Raw genomic sequence first — 13,932 nt, 5'->3', positions numbered from 1 at the left:
AAATGACAAAAACATGAACCCGATCAAACTTGAGCAATTGCTGCAGCTGACAGCTACAGGCCGCACCACCAATGCGACGGTTCCCCTGCAAGCAGACAAGAGCTACCAAGGTCTCATCTTAACCGATCCGGTGCAAGGTGCCCGCCTGCTCCAGCTAACAACCAGCCAGGGCATCTTGCAACTGCGTTTACCCAAAAGCATTCAAACCGCTAATGGCACGCCCATGCAAGCCAGTTTTCAACAACTCCCAGATGGCCGGGTTCAGGTGCAGTTGCAGGCGAAAGGTGACGTCATGCAAAGCTTTCCGCTCAATCAGCAGCAAGCACTTACGCTTGCGCTAAACTGGGGCGCTAATAGCAAAGCGGCTGCGCTTGGAGCCAGCACCAGCACCGCCACTCAACTACCGGTGGAATTAGAAACAACGCCGCAGCAAAGCCAGCTCCGCTTACCGCAAGGCCCTGTACTCAAACTACCGGATGCCTTGCATCGCACCATACAATCCTTGATGGCACAGTTTCCCCAAGCCCGGCTGCAAGCCAGCATCAGTCTTGGCACAGGCCAGGAACCAAGTTTATTTATCGAAATCAAACCAGGGGTTGCGAACAAATCCACGGTGATCGCCACAGCACCACAGCCCAGCCAATCCGCCAGCAACTCGGCGAAAGACCATACAAATCAGGCGACGGGCACACCACGCCCTCATTACCAACAATTAACGTTACCAACACAGTTGCAGCAAGAGCTATTGCTTCGACTTGCAGACAGGGTACAAGGCCAGGCGGTACCTGCCCGTCTGCAACAGCAATACCTGCAAATGGGCCCACTGATGTTACCTTTGCCTCAGGTGCGACTGCCCTCAGGCAGCTACCAGATCAGCTTGCAGCAGGACATGCAGCACTGGCAAGTGCATTTTCAAAACAAGCAACAAGCCAGTCATAAAGTTACGGTATCTGCAGAAGCCTTTAATCGTCCAATTCAGTGGAATGCGCCAAGCGGGGTTGTCGTTACACAGTCATCAAAGGCTGAGGCTCTTACTGGACTTGAACCAAAAACACTCTTGGCTCAAGGCTGGCGTGCATTACTGCCCTTGTTGCCGGATAGCCCTGCCCGCCTGGCCAGTCTGCCTGAGCTACCTCAACCCCTGCAGCAGGTGTTACAACAATTGCGACAGCAACTGCCTGGCGGCCAACAGGTTCTGCAAACAGCGCAAGTACAGCAGCAACTGCAAGCTGTGCTGCAATTTAATCCGCTGCAGATGCCAAGCCAGCTAAGCGGTAGTGCTGCCGGTACTCTGGCCATCGCCATTCAGCTATTGCTGGGGCGGCTCAGTCAGCGTCAGCCTGGCGCAAGCCAGAGCCCACTAGCACAGCGACTGACGCCATTGCTGCAGCAACTGGATGCCCAAAGCGCCAGCCAGTTGCTGCGTCAACTGGCTGGTCATAGCAGCGCTATGCAGCAAAGTCAGCTGGCCAGTGCCGAGCTCCAGCAGCAACAACCGGGTCAGTTTCTGCTGCAATTGCCAATCCAGCTGGAGCAGCAAAGCAGCCAACTTCAGCTCAAAATTGAGCAACGAGAAGAGTCTGCGGAGCATACCAGTGACAACAAGACAAAAGTCTGGCAACTGACCATGCATTTTGATTTGCTGGATCTTGGCAAGTTAATGGCAACAGCACGACTGCAGGACAACCGGCTAAATCTGCAGATTTATAGCGAGCAAACTCAGGCGCAAGCGCTGGCAGAGCAATATTTACCCCTGTTAACCGAGCGCTTGACCGCTCAGGGCATTGAGGTTGAACAGGCACAGTGTCAGCTCGGGGCAGTTCCCGGCACTTTGTTTAGCAGACAAAGCAGTTTAATTCAGGTTCAGGCTTAAGGACTTCGTATGAAGAAACCAAAATCTGCTACCGCACTGAAATACGACGGCAAAGCTGCCCCAAAAGTGGTGGCGAAAGGTCATGGTGAGTTGGCGGATGATATCCTGGCCATTGCGAAAGAACACGGTATTCTGGTGCATGAAGATGAAGAGCTCAGCAAACTGCTAAGCAGTCTGGAGCTTGGTGATAGCATTCCAACCGAGCTGTATGTGATTATTGCTGAATTGATTGCTTTTTCGTACGTGTTGCAGGGCAAGTTTCCGGATGAGTGGCACAACATCCATCAACGCATCGATTTAAAAACTTAAGACTTTTGCTGGTGTAAATTAAATAACAGCTCTGCTTCTGCTCTTGGCAGTTCGCACTCGCGCATGATCTCTTCCAGATCTGCTCCTAGCTGCACCATTTTCATCGCCCGACTGTAAATTTTGGACTCTGGCTCAATCAACTGCACGGCCTGCAATTGGTCCGCTTGTTCAGCAAGCTGCTGCTGTTGATGTTGTAATTGGGCTTCAAGCTCCAGTACCCGCTGCCCCACACCAATCACACCAGAGCGTAATTCCGCCAGCTCCGCCCTGAGCAGACGAAGCTCTTGCTGATGCTCATCCGCAGTGTCTTGCTGCAACAAACGGGAATCGTCCTCTGACTGCTGTCCTCCCCCCTGTTGGATACTTCGCCACAGCAACCAGCCAACCAACACACTTAGTGCAAGCAACCACCAGAGCATCATCATAGGATCCTATTACAACGCGCTGATTTCATCCCACTCTTCATCCGTCAGCAGTTTGTTTAAATCGACCAGGATCAGCAATTCACCATCCCGATTGGTTACGCCCTGAATAAACTTAGCACTTTCATCATTGCCAACATTAGGGGCGGTATCAATTTCAGAAGCTTTTAAGTAAACCACTTCAGCCACACTATCCACCAGGATACCGATGACCTGCTTATCCGCTTCTATAATCACAATACGGCTGTTATCAGTCACTTCCGCGCCATCCAAACCAAAACGAGTCCGGGTATCAATCACGGTCACAACATTGCCACGCAGATTAATAATGCCCATCACATAATCAGGAGAGCCTGGCACAGGTGCAATTTCGGTATAGCGCAACACCTCTTGTACCTGCATTACATTGATGCCATAGGTCTCATCTTGCAACTTAAAAGTGACCCATTGCAGGACTTCATCACCACTGTCGCTGCTTTTTGCGCTCTGATTCGCTACATTGCTCATTCCAGCTCCTCATCAGCGGCTAGCTGCCGCTTATTTAGCTTAGTGCTTAGTGCTCGTTGCTGCTCTGGCCTTGCTTTAGCAGGTTAATCAAAGCATCCACATCCAGTAAAGCACACATATGTTGTTTTATCAGCCCGGCAAGCCAGGGCCTTTTACCTGAATTCTCACGCCACTTTACCTCATCCTGCGATAAAGTCACGGTGTTGATTAACTTATCACAAGCCAGGCCCCAAGCGGTGTTACTTAACATTATAACATACTGATACTGATGTGATTCGGCTTGATGCCGATCAAATTTTTCTGGCATCACCCAAAGACCGGTATCCACCACATTAATTTTCTGTTCCCGCTGTAGCATCACTCCCTTGAACCAGGCGGGCTTGCCGGGCATGGTGTTGACGGCGGTCAATTTATGGATCCCACCCAACTCCTTTAATGGCAAGGCGACAGTAAGGCCTGCTACACTAAAAAATAACGCCTGAAAATTCCCCTTACGATAGGCTTTTTCCGGGCTGACATTGTCTGCCGTAAAGCCTGGTTGTGATTTCCGGCTGACAACGCTTTGTTGTAATTCAGCACTATCCAGCTTTGGCGGCACATGTAGCTTCGGCTCCTTTGCCACCACAGGTACAGGCTCTGCAGCAACTTTGGTGGTAGTGACCCTGGCCAGCAGCGACTCGAGCTTTTGCTTCACCTCAGGTTCCTGCCGCACAATCGTCGGTTGAACCTCGTCATCGGTCAATAAAGCACTCAGATAATGCTGCATGACCTTCTGACTGTTGTACCGATCAGACATGGCTGTTCTCCGCAGGTAACTGCAGCAGATAGCTTAGTAAGGTGTTGTAAGCAAAGACACCACGTGAGCGCGGTGCAAACACAGGTGGTGGAGTTTGCGCCAGACTGGCATCACGAAACTTGGTGTCCACCGGTACCACAGCCGACCAAACTTTGTCCTGGTACTTGGCTTTAAGCTCTTTGTAGGCTTCCAGTGATGCTCTGGTACGTTTATCGTACATAGTAGGAATGATGGTAAAGCTGTAGTCTTTTTGCTGCGATTGGCGCATCAACCCCATGGTCGCAATCATCCGCTCCAGCCCCTTAATGGCCAGAAACTCCGTCTGGACCGGAATGAGCACCCGATCACTGGCAGCCAATGCATTGACCATCAACACCCCCATTACAGGCGGACAGTCAAGCAAAATATAATCGTAATCTTTACTGAGCTTGCTAAGCCCTTTTTTTAGAATCAAGCCCATGCCATTTTTATTGCCCAGCGAGCGATCGAGCGTTGCTAAAGCCATTGAAGAAGGCAGAATATCCAGATTGTCGACGCCGCTCGGACAAAGCGATTGTAAAATCTCCTCCCGGCTGATGTCTTTTCCGCGCATAAAAATATCGTAGACACTGACCTCAAGCTCTTCTGCATCAATGCCAAAATAATAGGTCATGGATGCATGAGGATCGATATCGACCAACAACACCCGCTGGCCACGCTCAGCCAACAAGGCCCCTAAGGTTACTGTCGTGGTGGTTTTGCCAACACCACCTTTCTGATTTGCTATTGTCCAAACAACCACGTTACGATTCCTACTGTTGCGGCGAAGGCGGAGGTGGTTCTTCGTCGCGAGTGGTAATACGAATGCCACCGCCGGGTAAACGAATCACCCGAATACTGCCATCTTCCTGCGTGATATTTTCCAGCTGCTGAATCACCTCTGGCGGTATTTCAGCTGGTGCTTCGGGTATATCTATGGCCGCTTCTTCCGCGCGATAACCGTATTTGGAAATGGCGATCACCACACGACGATTTTCTGCCCGCCCTTCTGCGGTGGTGTTATCTGCTGTCGGATAAAACTCACCATAGCCTTCAATCGCCATGCGCTGTGGTGCAACAGCCAAGGTCTCCAACAGCCGTAATACGGACGTTGCCCGAGCAACCGATAACTCCCAGTTGGAAGCAAACAGTTCATTGTTGATGGGAATATTATCAGTATAGCCACGAACCCGGATAAAGTTGTTGATGGGGACAATAATACCGGCGATTTCATCCAGCACCGCTTGTGCCGATAACGTTGCAGTAGCACTGCCACTTGGAAACAATAAGCCACTGTTCAGTTCAATGGTCAGCCAGTTCTCATCCTGTTGTACCTTGGCCAGCCCCTGCTCCATCAGATGAGCCAGTGCTTCGTTTAACTCTGCTTCTAGAGAGCTCAGAGGTGATCCCAGTAAGCGTTCAGTGATGTCAGATAATTCTGTTGCATCCGCTACCAGCTCCGGCCCTTTTGCAGGCTCTAGCGAAGCGCCGTACAAGTCAAAGTCGCTTTGCGGGCCAGGCTCCAGCAATACCGATGTCCCTTCGACGCCAGAGCCAGTGCGATCGGGTCGCTCAAAAATTTTAGTGAGGGTATCCGATAAAGCCCGATACTCTTCGTCTTTGACGATGGACATGGCATACAGCACTACGAACAACGCAAACATCAAGGTCATGTAATCGGCATAAGACACCAGCCAGCGATCCAGCTCTTCACCTTCTACCTTTTGATGTTTATTCTTATGCCGGTACATGGTGCTGATTACCCTGCGCGATAAGCATTGAGTTTGCGTTCGATGGTGCGAGGGTTCTCACCATGAGCAATAGAAATCAATCCTTCAATGATCATTTCGTGATGCAAGGTGTGTGAATGCACCAGATTTTTTAGTTTATTGCCCACCGGAATGAAAATCAGATTGGCAAAACCAACGCCGTAAATGGTAGCGACAAAGGCAGTGGCAATACCAAGGCCGAGCATTTCAGGGTCAGTAATATTTGCCATCGCCTGAATCAAACCAAGCACTGCACCAACAATACCAATGGTAGGGCTGTAGCCCCCCATGGCTTCAAAAATCTTAGCGCCACGCAGCAGCCGTTCACGCTCCAGGGTCAGCTCTGCATCCAGCGTATCCTGTAACACCTTCGGATCCACGCCATCGACCAGCAAGTTTAAACCACGATGCACGAAAGGATCTTCCTCTTCCAGTGCAGTATTCTCCAATGCCAGAAAGCCACTGGCACGGGCGGCATTGCTCCATTCAATCATCCGATCAACCATGCTGTTGGTCGGCAAGCTATGTCCCCGAATCACCCAGGGCAGGATCTGAAAACCTAATTTAAACTGTGAGAAGGGGGTTTGCACCATCACTGCACCAAGTGTGCCGCCAACCACAATAATAAAGGCCGGTAAATGCAATAAGGTCAGTACAGAACCACCTTCCAGGGCAAAACCACCAACCACCCCAACGATGGCAATAAAAAATCCGATCAGCGCAAGTTTATCCATGCATCACTTCAGTTATCAGTTTGCTGGCGGTATCTGCCAAGCTGACTTCGACATCCATTAACCCAGCTGCCGCAACAGCCTGCGGCATGCCATAGACGACACAGCTGGCCTCATCCTGAGCCCAAATACGTGAACCATATTGTTTTAATAGACGGGCTCCTTCGCGTCCATCTGAGCCCATACCGGTTAATATGACAGCCAACACCTGCTCCCTGAACACGCGGGCGGCACTGCCAAAGGTGATATCTACACTGGGTTTAAAGGTGATCCGTGGCGAGTCATCCTCCATAATCCGCAGGCGAGCTTGATCTGCCTTACCTTCAACCAGCATTTGTTTGCCACCAGGTGCCAGATAAGCCACACCAGGCTTTAGCACATCATTGTCTTCGGCTTCTTTCACGGAAATTTTAGCCAAACCATTTAAACGGGTGGCAAAAGCGCCAGTAAAGGCAGCTGGCATATGCTGAATTAACACAATCGGCAGCGGAAAATTGGCAGGTAATGCGGTAATTATTTTTTGCAGAGCAACCGGGCCACCGGTCGAGGTGCCTATGGCCAACAATTTATAGGTCTTGCCACTGGCTTTGAATGCGCCTGAGGTTGTCGGCCGGCTCACAGCTGGAGTTTCTTTTAACCGCTCAGCCAATTTTGGCCGTTCAAAACCACTGCGGGTCAGTGCCGGACGGGTTGAAGCTAAAGAGCGGCCCGGCAATCGCCTGGCCACGGCTTTTACCCGTTGACGCAACAGCGATATCGCTTCGTCTTTGTCTCTGGCAATGTCTTCAAACTTTTTCGGTAAAAAATCTACCGCACCGGCATCCAGTGCATCCAGGGTCGCTTTGGCACCTTCGTGCGTTAGTGAAGAGAACATCAGAATAGGCGTACGCTGCTGCTGCATAATTTCACGCACAGCAGTAATACCATCCATCACCGGCATTTCGATGTCCATGGTGATCACATCGGGTTTTAAAGCGATCGCTTTTTCAACCGCTTGCTGGCCATTGTTTGCGGTATCAATCACTTCCAACTCAGCATCGCCGCTCAGAATCTCGGTTAAGCGGCGACGAAAAAAGCTGGAATCATCTACCACCAGAACTTTTATGGCCATTCAGTACTCGCTTAGCTAGCAGTTTTAGCAAATCGCTCAAGTTTAATTTTCGACTTACGGGCGTAGTGTTTCAGTAAGCTCGGCACATCCAGAATCAATGCAATACCACCATCCGACGTGATGGTTGCACCTGCCATACCAGGCGTACCTTGCAACAGGTTGTCCAGTGGCTTGATCACCACCTCTTCCTGACCAATCAGCGAGTCGACAACAAAACCAATTTTCTGGGTACCTAGTTGCAAAATGACCACATGCCCCTGCTCACGCCGCACGGCTTTGCTGGAGCCTTTGACCAACCAGTGTTCCAGATAAAACAAAGGGATGGCTTTATCGCGTACGATGATCGTCAATTGACCATCGACATTGTTGGTTTTTGCCAAATCCAGCTGCACAATTTCATCAATGGTACCAAGGGGTAAGGCAAATGTTTGCTTGCCAACAACCACCATCAGCGTAGGCAGAATCGCCAGCGTGAGTGGGACCTTAATTTCCAGCAAGGTGCCTTTGCCAAGCTGGGAGTTGATATGCACACTACCATTGAGCTGGGTGATTTTGGTTTTGACCACATCCATACCGACACCGCGGCCGGAAATATCCGAGATCTGCTCTTTGGTTGAGAAACCTGGTGCAAAAATAAGATTGAATGCTTCGGTATCCGACATGCGGGCAGCCGCGTCGACATCCAAAATGCCACGTTTGATGGCAATGCCTTTTAATTTTTCTGGATCCATCCCTGCCCCATCATCTTCGATGGTCAGCAAAATATGATCGCCTGCCTGCTCAGCGGCCAGTTTAACCCGGCCGGTACGGTCTTTGCCTGCAGCCTGACGCACATCGGGCATCTCAATACCATGGTCAACCGAGTTGCGCACCAAGTGCACCAGGGGATCTGCCAGAGCCTCTACCAGGTTTTTGTCCAAATCGGTTTCTTCGCCTTCGAGTTCCAGCGTAATATCTTTTTTCAGTGAACGTGCCAGATCGCGAACCACCCGTGGAAAACGACCAAACACCTTTTTGATCGGCTGCATTCGGGTTTTCATCACTGCGCCCTGGATATCGGCCGTGACCACATCCAGGTTGGCAATGGCTTTGCCCATTTCTTCATCTTTGGTGCTGGTGGCCAAACTTACCAGGCGGTTACGAACCAGTACCAGCTCGCCCACCATGTTCATAATTTCATCAAGACGCTTAGTATCGACCCGCACTGTGGTCTCAGGCTGTGCTGCTGGGGGGGCTGCAGGAGCCGCTGGTGCCGGTTTTGCTACAGCAGCAGAGGCTGGAGCTGCAGCCTCTTGCGCAGGCACCTTAGGTGCTGGTTTACGTTCAGCCGCGGCACTGGCTGGTGCTGGCTGAGGCGATTTGCCTTTGCCATGCAACTCATCCAGCAATGACTCAAACTCATCGTCAGTGATTTCATCATCTTTGGCCGGAGAAGAAGCCACTGCAGACTTCGTTGCTGCAGCCGGCGTGGCAGCAGGTTTGGGGGGTTCAGCCTCGGCTTTAAAACTGCCTTTGCCATGCAGCTGGTCTAAAATAGCCTCAAACTCCTCGTCGGTCATATCGCCTTGCATGTCCGGGTCAAGCAGCGGCTGGCTTGGTTCACTGCTTTGGCCCGGTGATTTACCGCCATGCAATTCATCCAGCAGGCGCTCAAACTCATCTTCATCCATTTCATCGATGCTGTCAGATGAGTCAGCCGCCGGTGCTGCAGGTGCTGGAGCAGAGGGCGGTGGCGTAACAGCCGCAGGAGCTACCACTGGTGCACTGCTGCCATCGTCAGGCTCACTGAGGCGATGCAAGGCATCCAGCAGTGCCGGATCGGCCGGGGTCAGCGGTTGACGGTTTTGCACCTCTACAAACATGGCATTCACCGTATCCAACGCTTGCAGGATGACATCCATCAACTCAGGGGTAACCTGGCGTTTGCCAGTGCGCAAAATGTCGAATACGTTTTCTGCACCATGGCAGGCATCGACCAGTTCAGTGAGTGACAGAAAACCAGCACCACCTTTGACCGTATGAAAACCTCTGAAAATTGCATTGAGCAAGTTAGAGTCTTCAGGGTTGTTTTCCAACTCTACCAGTTGCTCTTGCAACAGCTCCAGAATCTCTCCGGCTTCCACCAGAAAATCCTGTAGAATGTCTTCATCCATATCAAAGCTCATGCTTAGCCACCTCTTAAAACCCTAAACTCGACAAAAGATCATCCACGTCATCCTGGCCCGTGACCACATCATCACGCCCTGCGGCATCAATGATGGGCCCTTCGGCCTCGGCAGCTGCTTTCGGCTTCTTCACTTTTGCTGGTTTGGATGTATCTGGCAGTAGATCCGGGTTGCTTTCACCAAAGGCTGTCAGCAAGCCAATCAGGCTGTCTTCGACTTCCCGGACCAGCTCAATCACCCGACGCAGAATTTGCCCGGTCAGATCCTGATAGTCCTGCGCCATCAGTACTTCAGTCAATAAGCTATTTAATGTGCCAGCATCCGCATTGGCCTGGTCGAGAAAACCATTCAAACTGTGGCACAGGGATTTAAACTCACCAACTTTCAAATCCCGGCTCATCAGACGTTGCCAATCCGGCAAAATATTCTGCAGGTTTTGACCTAACTGGTCCGCAATCGGCAAGCAAGACTCGACGGCATCCATGGTCTTATTGGCTGCCTGCTCGGTCATATCGATGACGTGATTCAGTCGTTTTTTGGCATCTGGAATATCTTCTTCCAGCAAGTTATTCAGCGATGGATCCAGTTGGAAGTTTTTCAGCGAATCGTGCAGTTGACGGGTCAGTTTCCCGACCTCAGAAAAAAGCTCTGCAGACCCTGGTACGGCAATCTGCTGTACCAGTTGATTAGCCGCTTCATTTTCACCCATCTCAAGCAGCTGGACCAATTCTTTGGCCTGCTCCAGTGAAATGGATGGTGCTGTGAGTGCGGACATTGCATTACTCCCTTGTCTGCGTCAGCTTATCCAATCCTTTCAAACACTTTGGATAGTTTCTCTTGCAAGGTAGCTGCAGTAAATGGCTTGACAATATAGCCATTCACCCCAGCCTGAGCCGCAGCAATGATTTGTTCTTTCTTCGCTTCTGCGGTCACCATCAATACAGGGATGTGTTTCAATTTAGCATCGGCACGTATCGCCCGAAGTAAATCAATGCCCTGCATGCCTGGCATATTCCAGTCGGTCACCACAAAGTCAAAATCACCACCTTGCAGCATGGGTAATGCTGTGCTGCCATCGTCTGCTTCAGATACATTGGTAAACCCAAGATCTCTCAGCAAGTTTTTAATAATTCGACGCATGGTGGAGAAATCATCAACCACCAGAATTTTCATGTTCTTATCCAAAATCCCCTCCGCTGAGAAAATCGTTATCGGACATGTTCAATAACTATTAATTACAACCAATCCTGCATTCTGGACTTTAAACGAACCAGCGCCTGACTATGGATTTGACTGACCCGGGACTCACTGACATTCAGTACGGCTCCGATCTCTTTCAAGTTTAGCTCATCATTGTAATACAGTGATAGCACTAATGCTTCCCGCTCGGGCAAATTGCTGATGGTCTGCATCAGACTGTGCTGAAACGCTTCGTTTGCCTGCGCTTCGTACAGCTGATCAGTTGCTCGCTCATCAGCAGATACCAGGACATCTTCAGAAACGCCCAAATCCTCAATTCCCAGGATCCGGCCACTACTGACATCACTTAGCATATGATGGTACTCATCTAAAGATATATCAAGTTTTTCAGCAACTTCTATATCTTTAACATCTCGGCCAAGCTCTGCTTCCAATTCCGCAATGGTCTCGGCGATTAATCGCGCATTGCGGTGGACAGAACGCGGTGTCCAGTCCCCGCGGCGCATCTCATCGAGCATGGCGCCACGGATTCGGATCCCCGCAAAGGTTTCAAAACTGGCCCCTTTACTACCATCAAAGTTCTTGGCAGCTTCCATCAAGCCAATCATGCCAGATTGAATCAGATCATCCACCTGGACACTGGCAGGCAAACGCGCCAACAGATGATAAGCGATGCGTTTCACCAGTGGCGCATGGCGTTCAATCAGTTGGTTTAATTGATCCGCCGCACCATAAGCAGACAATTTTGCATTCACGCCAAACCTCGCTGGGTTTTATCCGGTTGCTGCACCAATTGCTCCAAAAAGAATTCGAGGTGGCCGGAGGCACCTGCCGGAGTTGGCCACTTCACGACTTTCATGGCCAGCGACTTCACTGCCAGACTGGCGCCGGTTTTTGGGAACGCTTCGACAAAGGCACGCTGTTTACGAGCAGCTTTGCGCACATTTTCATCGTAGGGAATGGTGGCCACCAGCTCCAGATTGACGTCCAGAAAGCGATCGGTCACCCGGGTCAGTTTGGCAAAAAGCTCCTGGCCTTCGCGCAAGCTACGCACCATATTGGCAATGATTTTAAAACGCTGTACCTCATGGTCGCGACTGAGTATTTTCATCAGGGCATACGCATCGGTGATGGATGAAGGCTCGTCGCATACCACCACCAGTACATCTTGTGACGCCCTGGAAAAGCTCATCACCATATCGGAAATTCCGGCTGCGGTATCTATCAGCAAGATATCGACCCGGGTTTTCATTTCACTGAATGCGCGAATCAAACCGGCGTGCTCTGCCGGGCTTAATTCGGTCATATTTTGCGATCCAGAGGTGGCTGGAATGATTTTGATGCCAGCAGGTCCCTCAATCAGAATATCGTCCAGTTCGGCTTCACCAGACAACACATGAGACAAGTTTTTGTGCACCCGAAGTCCAAGCATGACATCACAATTGGCCAAGCCTAAATCAGCATCCAACACCATGACGCGTTTACCAAGCTGCGCCATGGCAATAGCCAGATTAAGCGAGACATTCGTTTTGCCAACGCCGCCTTTACCACCGGTAACTGCGATAACTTTGACCATGTTCGTTTTCATTGTCCTCAGACCTGCGGCCTGATCGTCGATGTGCTCATGACTATGCATAGGCCCCTTCCGCTCGGCTGCCAATGGAGGCCTCCCATTGATAAGCCGTACTACTGTATGCGATGCGTAGCTTTTCAGCTTGCGCTACGATGTCATCGGCCCGGGCGATGCGTATATCCTCAGGTACACGTTGACCATTGGTCAGGTAGCATACCGGTAAGGCATTTTGGAGCGCAGCATTGATGATTTCACCTAAGCTTAAGCATTCATCAAGTTTGGTAAAAATACAACCTGATAATGGAATCCGTTTGAAGTGATCGACGCTCTCTTGCATCACACGAGCCTGTGCTGTAGCAGACAATACCAAATAGCTCTTTATTTTTACAAGAGAATCCTGCACCAGAGCGGCAAGTTTTTCTGCCAGACGAAGATCACGTTGGCTCATCCCTGCGGTATCGATCAGCACCAGGCTACGGTTGGCAAATTGCTTTAACAGCAAAGCCAGCTCTTCACTGTCGTTGGCCTGACGCACCGGACAGCCAATAATACGACCAAAAGTCGACAATTGGTCCAAAGCACCAATGCGAAACGTATCGGTGGTAATCAAGGCCACCTGATCAGCGCCATGTTTGCGGGCATACTGTGCCGCCAGCTTAGCTACTGTGGTGGTTTTACCAACGCCGGTCGGACCAACCAGAGCCACCACGCCACCTTTACGCATAATATCGTTATTTCCGGTGTTCAGCTGACCGGCCAGCAGTTCCAAAGCCGTATCCCAGGCTTCGCTCTCGGAAATATCTTCCGGCATAAAGCACGCCAGTTGATCGGCCATGGCCGATGATAAGCCCATTTGCTTCATTTGCTCAATCACCAGAGCCCGAACCGGCTCGGTACGAGCCAACTCTTGCCACATCAAACCGGATACCTGGTGCTGCAATAACTGCCGCATCGACAACATTTCATTGCGCATGGCGGCAAACTCAGACTGCAGCTGTTGCTGCTGCTTTTCCTGCCACTGGCTTAACTCCTGCACACTGACGGAGGGGTGAGCGCCATTGTTTTGACGTTCGGTCCGACTTTCTTGCCGTGCAGGTTTAGGGGCTGGTGCAGCTGTTACCGCCTCCACCTGACCGCCTTGCTTACTCATCTGCCGGGCCAGTAAGGCTCGCAGTGAGTCAGCTTCATCATCAATGGCTGGCTCAACACGCATTTTTTGCTGCAAGGCACTTTGACGGGCCGCCAGCGCTGACACGGTGGCACTGCCAGTATCTATCGCTTTCTTTGGCTCTGCTACCACAGCCGGCTGGGCATCCGGGTCGATAGCCGCGACAATTTCAACTCCTCCGGCCACTTTCTTATTCGACATAATAATGGCGTCTGGCCCCAGGAACTCTTTGACCTCATCCAGCGCAGAGCGCATATCTTTGGCAACAAAGCGTTTAATTTTCATCGGCT

Annotated in this window: 15 protein-coding genes; 2 read left to right on the top strand and 13 right to left on the bottom strand. The window is 50.9% G+C overall.

Annotation, left to right across the window (positions count from 1 at the left end; all coding sequences use genetic code 11):
- Window positions 1-13: 13 nt before the first annotated feature.
- Together fliK and QWY20_RS01270 are read left to right on the top strand one after the other, a co-directional pair.
- Window positions 14-1,873, top strand: coding sequence for a flagellar hook-length control protein FliK (fliK, locus tag QWY20_RS01275; RefSeq protein WP_330127223.1), 1,860 nt, complete (start codon window positions 14-16; stop codon window positions 1,871-1,873).
- Window positions 1,874-1,882: 9 nt separating this feature from the next.
- On the top strand, window positions 1,883-2,182 hold the full coding sequence (locus QWY20_RS01270; protein ID WP_330127222.1) for an EscU/YscU/HrcU family type III secretion system export apparatus switch protein: 300 nt from the start codon (window positions 1,883-1,885) through the stop codon (window positions 2,180-2,182).
- Here QWY20_RS01270 and QWY20_RS01265 read toward each other — a convergent pair.
- The 13 genes from QWY20_RS01265 to flhF are packed head-to-tail and all read right to left on the bottom strand — an operon-like array spanning window position 2,179 to window position 13,927.
- A complete protein-coding gene (locus tag QWY20_RS01265; RefSeq protein WP_407935386.1) occupies window positions 2,179-2,601 on the bottom strand; it encodes a DUF2802 domain-containing protein in 423 nt (140 codons plus the stop codon). The two genes, QWY20_RS01270 and QWY20_RS01265, sit on opposite strands and share 4 nt — an antisense overlap.
- Before the next feature lie 15 nt (window positions 2,602-2,616).
- Window positions 2,617-3,111 carry a chemotaxis protein CheW gene (locus QWY20_RS01260; protein WP_330127220.1) on the bottom strand — a complete coding sequence of 165 codons (495 nt, stop codon included), beginning with the start codon at window positions 3,109-3,111 and terminating at the stop codon, window positions 2,617-2,619.
- 46 nt (window positions 3,112-3,157) lie between these two features.
- Window positions 3,158-3,907 carry a chemotaxis protein CheW gene (locus QWY20_RS01255; RefSeq protein WP_330127219.1) on the bottom strand — a complete coding sequence of 250 codons (750 nt, stop codon included), beginning with the start codon at window positions 3,905-3,907 and terminating at the stop codon, window positions 3,158-3,160.
- Window positions 3,900-4,688, bottom strand: a complete 789-nt coding sequence (locus tag QWY20_RS01250; RefSeq protein WP_330127218.1) for a ParA family protein — start codon at window positions 4,686-4,688, stop codon at window positions 3,900-3,902. Before QWY20_RS01250 ends, QWY20_RS01255 begins: the two co-directional genes overlap by 8 nt.
- A gap of 10 nt (window positions 4,689-4,698) precedes the next feature.
- On the bottom strand, window positions 4,699-5,676 hold the full coding sequence (locus tag QWY20_RS01245) for a flagellar motor protein MotB (RefSeq protein ID WP_330127217.1): 978 nt from the start codon (window positions 5,674-5,676) through the stop codon (window positions 4,699-4,701).
- 8 nt (window positions 5,677-5,684) lie between these two features.
- Window positions 5,685-6,428, bottom strand: a complete 744-nt coding sequence (locus QWY20_RS01240; protein WP_330127216.1) for a flagellar motor protein — start codon at window positions 6,426-6,428, stop codon at window positions 5,685-5,687.
- On the bottom strand, window positions 6,421-7,536 hold the full coding sequence (locus tag QWY20_RS01235) for a protein-glutamate methylesterase/protein-glutamine glutaminase (protein WP_330127215.1): 1,116 nt from the start codon (window positions 7,534-7,536) through the stop codon (window positions 6,421-6,423). Before QWY20_RS01235 ends, QWY20_RS01240 begins: the two co-directional genes overlap by 8 nt.
- A gap of 11 nt (window positions 7,537-7,547) precedes the next feature.
- Window positions 7,548-9,701, bottom strand: coding sequence for a chemotaxis protein CheA (locus QWY20_RS01230; protein WP_330127214.1), 2,154 nt, complete (start codon window positions 9,699-9,701; stop codon window positions 7,548-7,550).
- 13 nt (window positions 9,702-9,714) lie between these two features.
- A complete protein-coding gene (locus QWY20_RS01225) occupies window positions 9,715-10,476 on the bottom strand; it encodes a protein phosphatase CheZ (protein ID WP_330127213.1) in 762 nt (253 codons plus the stop codon).
- Window positions 10,477-10,502: 26 nt separating this feature from the next.
- Entirely contained in the window at window positions 10,503-10,886 is a 384-nt protein-coding gene (gene cheY / locus QWY20_RS01220; protein WP_330127212.1) for a chemotaxis response regulator CheY, read from the bottom strand.
- Between the two features lie 50 nt (window positions 10,887-10,936).
- Complete coding sequence (locus QWY20_RS01215; protein WP_330127211.1) at window positions 10,937-11,656, bottom strand: RNA polymerase sigma factor FliA; 720 nt, start codon at window positions 11,654-11,656, stop codon at window positions 10,937-10,939.
- Window positions 11,653-12,537, bottom strand: a complete 885-nt coding sequence (locus tag QWY20_RS01210; RefSeq protein WP_330127210.1) for a MinD/ParA family protein — start codon at window positions 12,535-12,537, stop codon at window positions 11,653-11,655. The genes QWY20_RS01215 and QWY20_RS01210 overlap by 4 nt, the downstream gene beginning before the upstream one ends.
- The gene (flhF, locus tag QWY20_RS01205) at window positions 12,530-13,927 is read right to left on the bottom strand and encodes a flagellar biosynthesis protein FlhF (protein WP_330127209.1); all 1,398 of its coding nucleotides are present in this window, start codon (window positions 13,925-13,927) and stop codon (window positions 12,530-12,532) included. Before flhF ends, QWY20_RS01210 begins: the two co-directional genes overlap by 8 nt.
- Window positions 13,928-13,932 lie beyond the last annotated feature (5 nt).

It is taken from the genome of Alkalimonas cellulosilytica (assembly GCF_036325985.1).
In the GTDB taxonomy this organism is placed as follows: domain Bacteria; phylum Pseudomonadota; class Gammaproteobacteria; order Enterobacterales; family Alteromonadaceae; genus Alkalimonas; species Alkalimonas cellulosilytica.
Note: the sequence above shows the minus strand (reverse complement) of the source record. Positions and strands in the feature narration are given on the sequence as shown.

Bases quoted from the DNA above. Each gene is read 5' to 3' on its own strand.
- fliK (WP_330127223.1), top strand. From the start codon at position 14: ATGAACCCGATCAAACTTGAGCAATTGCTGCAGCTGACAGCTACAGGC.
- QWY20_RS01270 (WP_330127222.1), top strand. From the start codon at position 1,883: ATGAAGAAACCAAAATCTGCTACCGCACTGAAATACGACGGCAAAGCT.
- QWY20_RS01265 (WP_407935386.1), bottom strand. From the start codon at position 2,601: ATGCTCTGGTGGTTGCTTGCACTAAGTGTGTTGGTTGGCTGGTTGCTG.
- QWY20_RS01260 (WP_330127220.1), bottom strand. From the start codon at position 3,111: ATGAGCAATGTAGCGAATCAGAGCGCAAAAAGCAGCGACAGTGGTGAT.
- QWY20_RS01255 (WP_330127219.1), bottom strand. From the start codon at position 3,907: ATGTCTGATCGGTACAACAGTCAGAAGGTCATGCAGCATTATCTGAGT.
- QWY20_RS01245 (WP_330127217.1), bottom strand. From the start codon at position 5,676: ATGTACCGGCATAAGAATAAACATCAAAAGGTAGAAGGTGAAGAGCTG.
- QWY20_RS01240 (WP_330127216.1), bottom strand. From the start codon at position 6,428: ATGGATAAACTTGCGCTGATCGGATTTTTTATTGCCATCGTTGGGGTG.
- QWY20_RS01235 (WP_330127215.1), bottom strand. From the start codon at position 7,536: ATGGCCATAAAAGTTCTGGTGGTAGATGATTCCAGCTTTTTTCGTCGC.
- QWY20_RS01230 (WP_330127214.1), bottom strand. From the start codon at position 9,701: ATGAGCTTTGATATGGATGAAGACATTCTACAGGATTTTCTGGTGGAA.
- QWY20_RS01225 (WP_330127213.1), bottom strand. From the start codon at position 10,476: ATGTCCGCACTCACAGCACCATCCATTTCACTGGAGCAGGCCAAAGAA.
- QWY20_RS01210 (WP_330127210.1), bottom strand. From the start codon at position 12,537: ATGCATAGTCATGAGCACATCGACGATCAGGCCGCAGGTCTGAGGACA.
- flhF (WP_330127209.1), bottom strand. From the start codon at position 13,927: ATGAAAATTAAACGCTTTGTTGCCAAAGATATGCGCTCTGCGCTGGAT.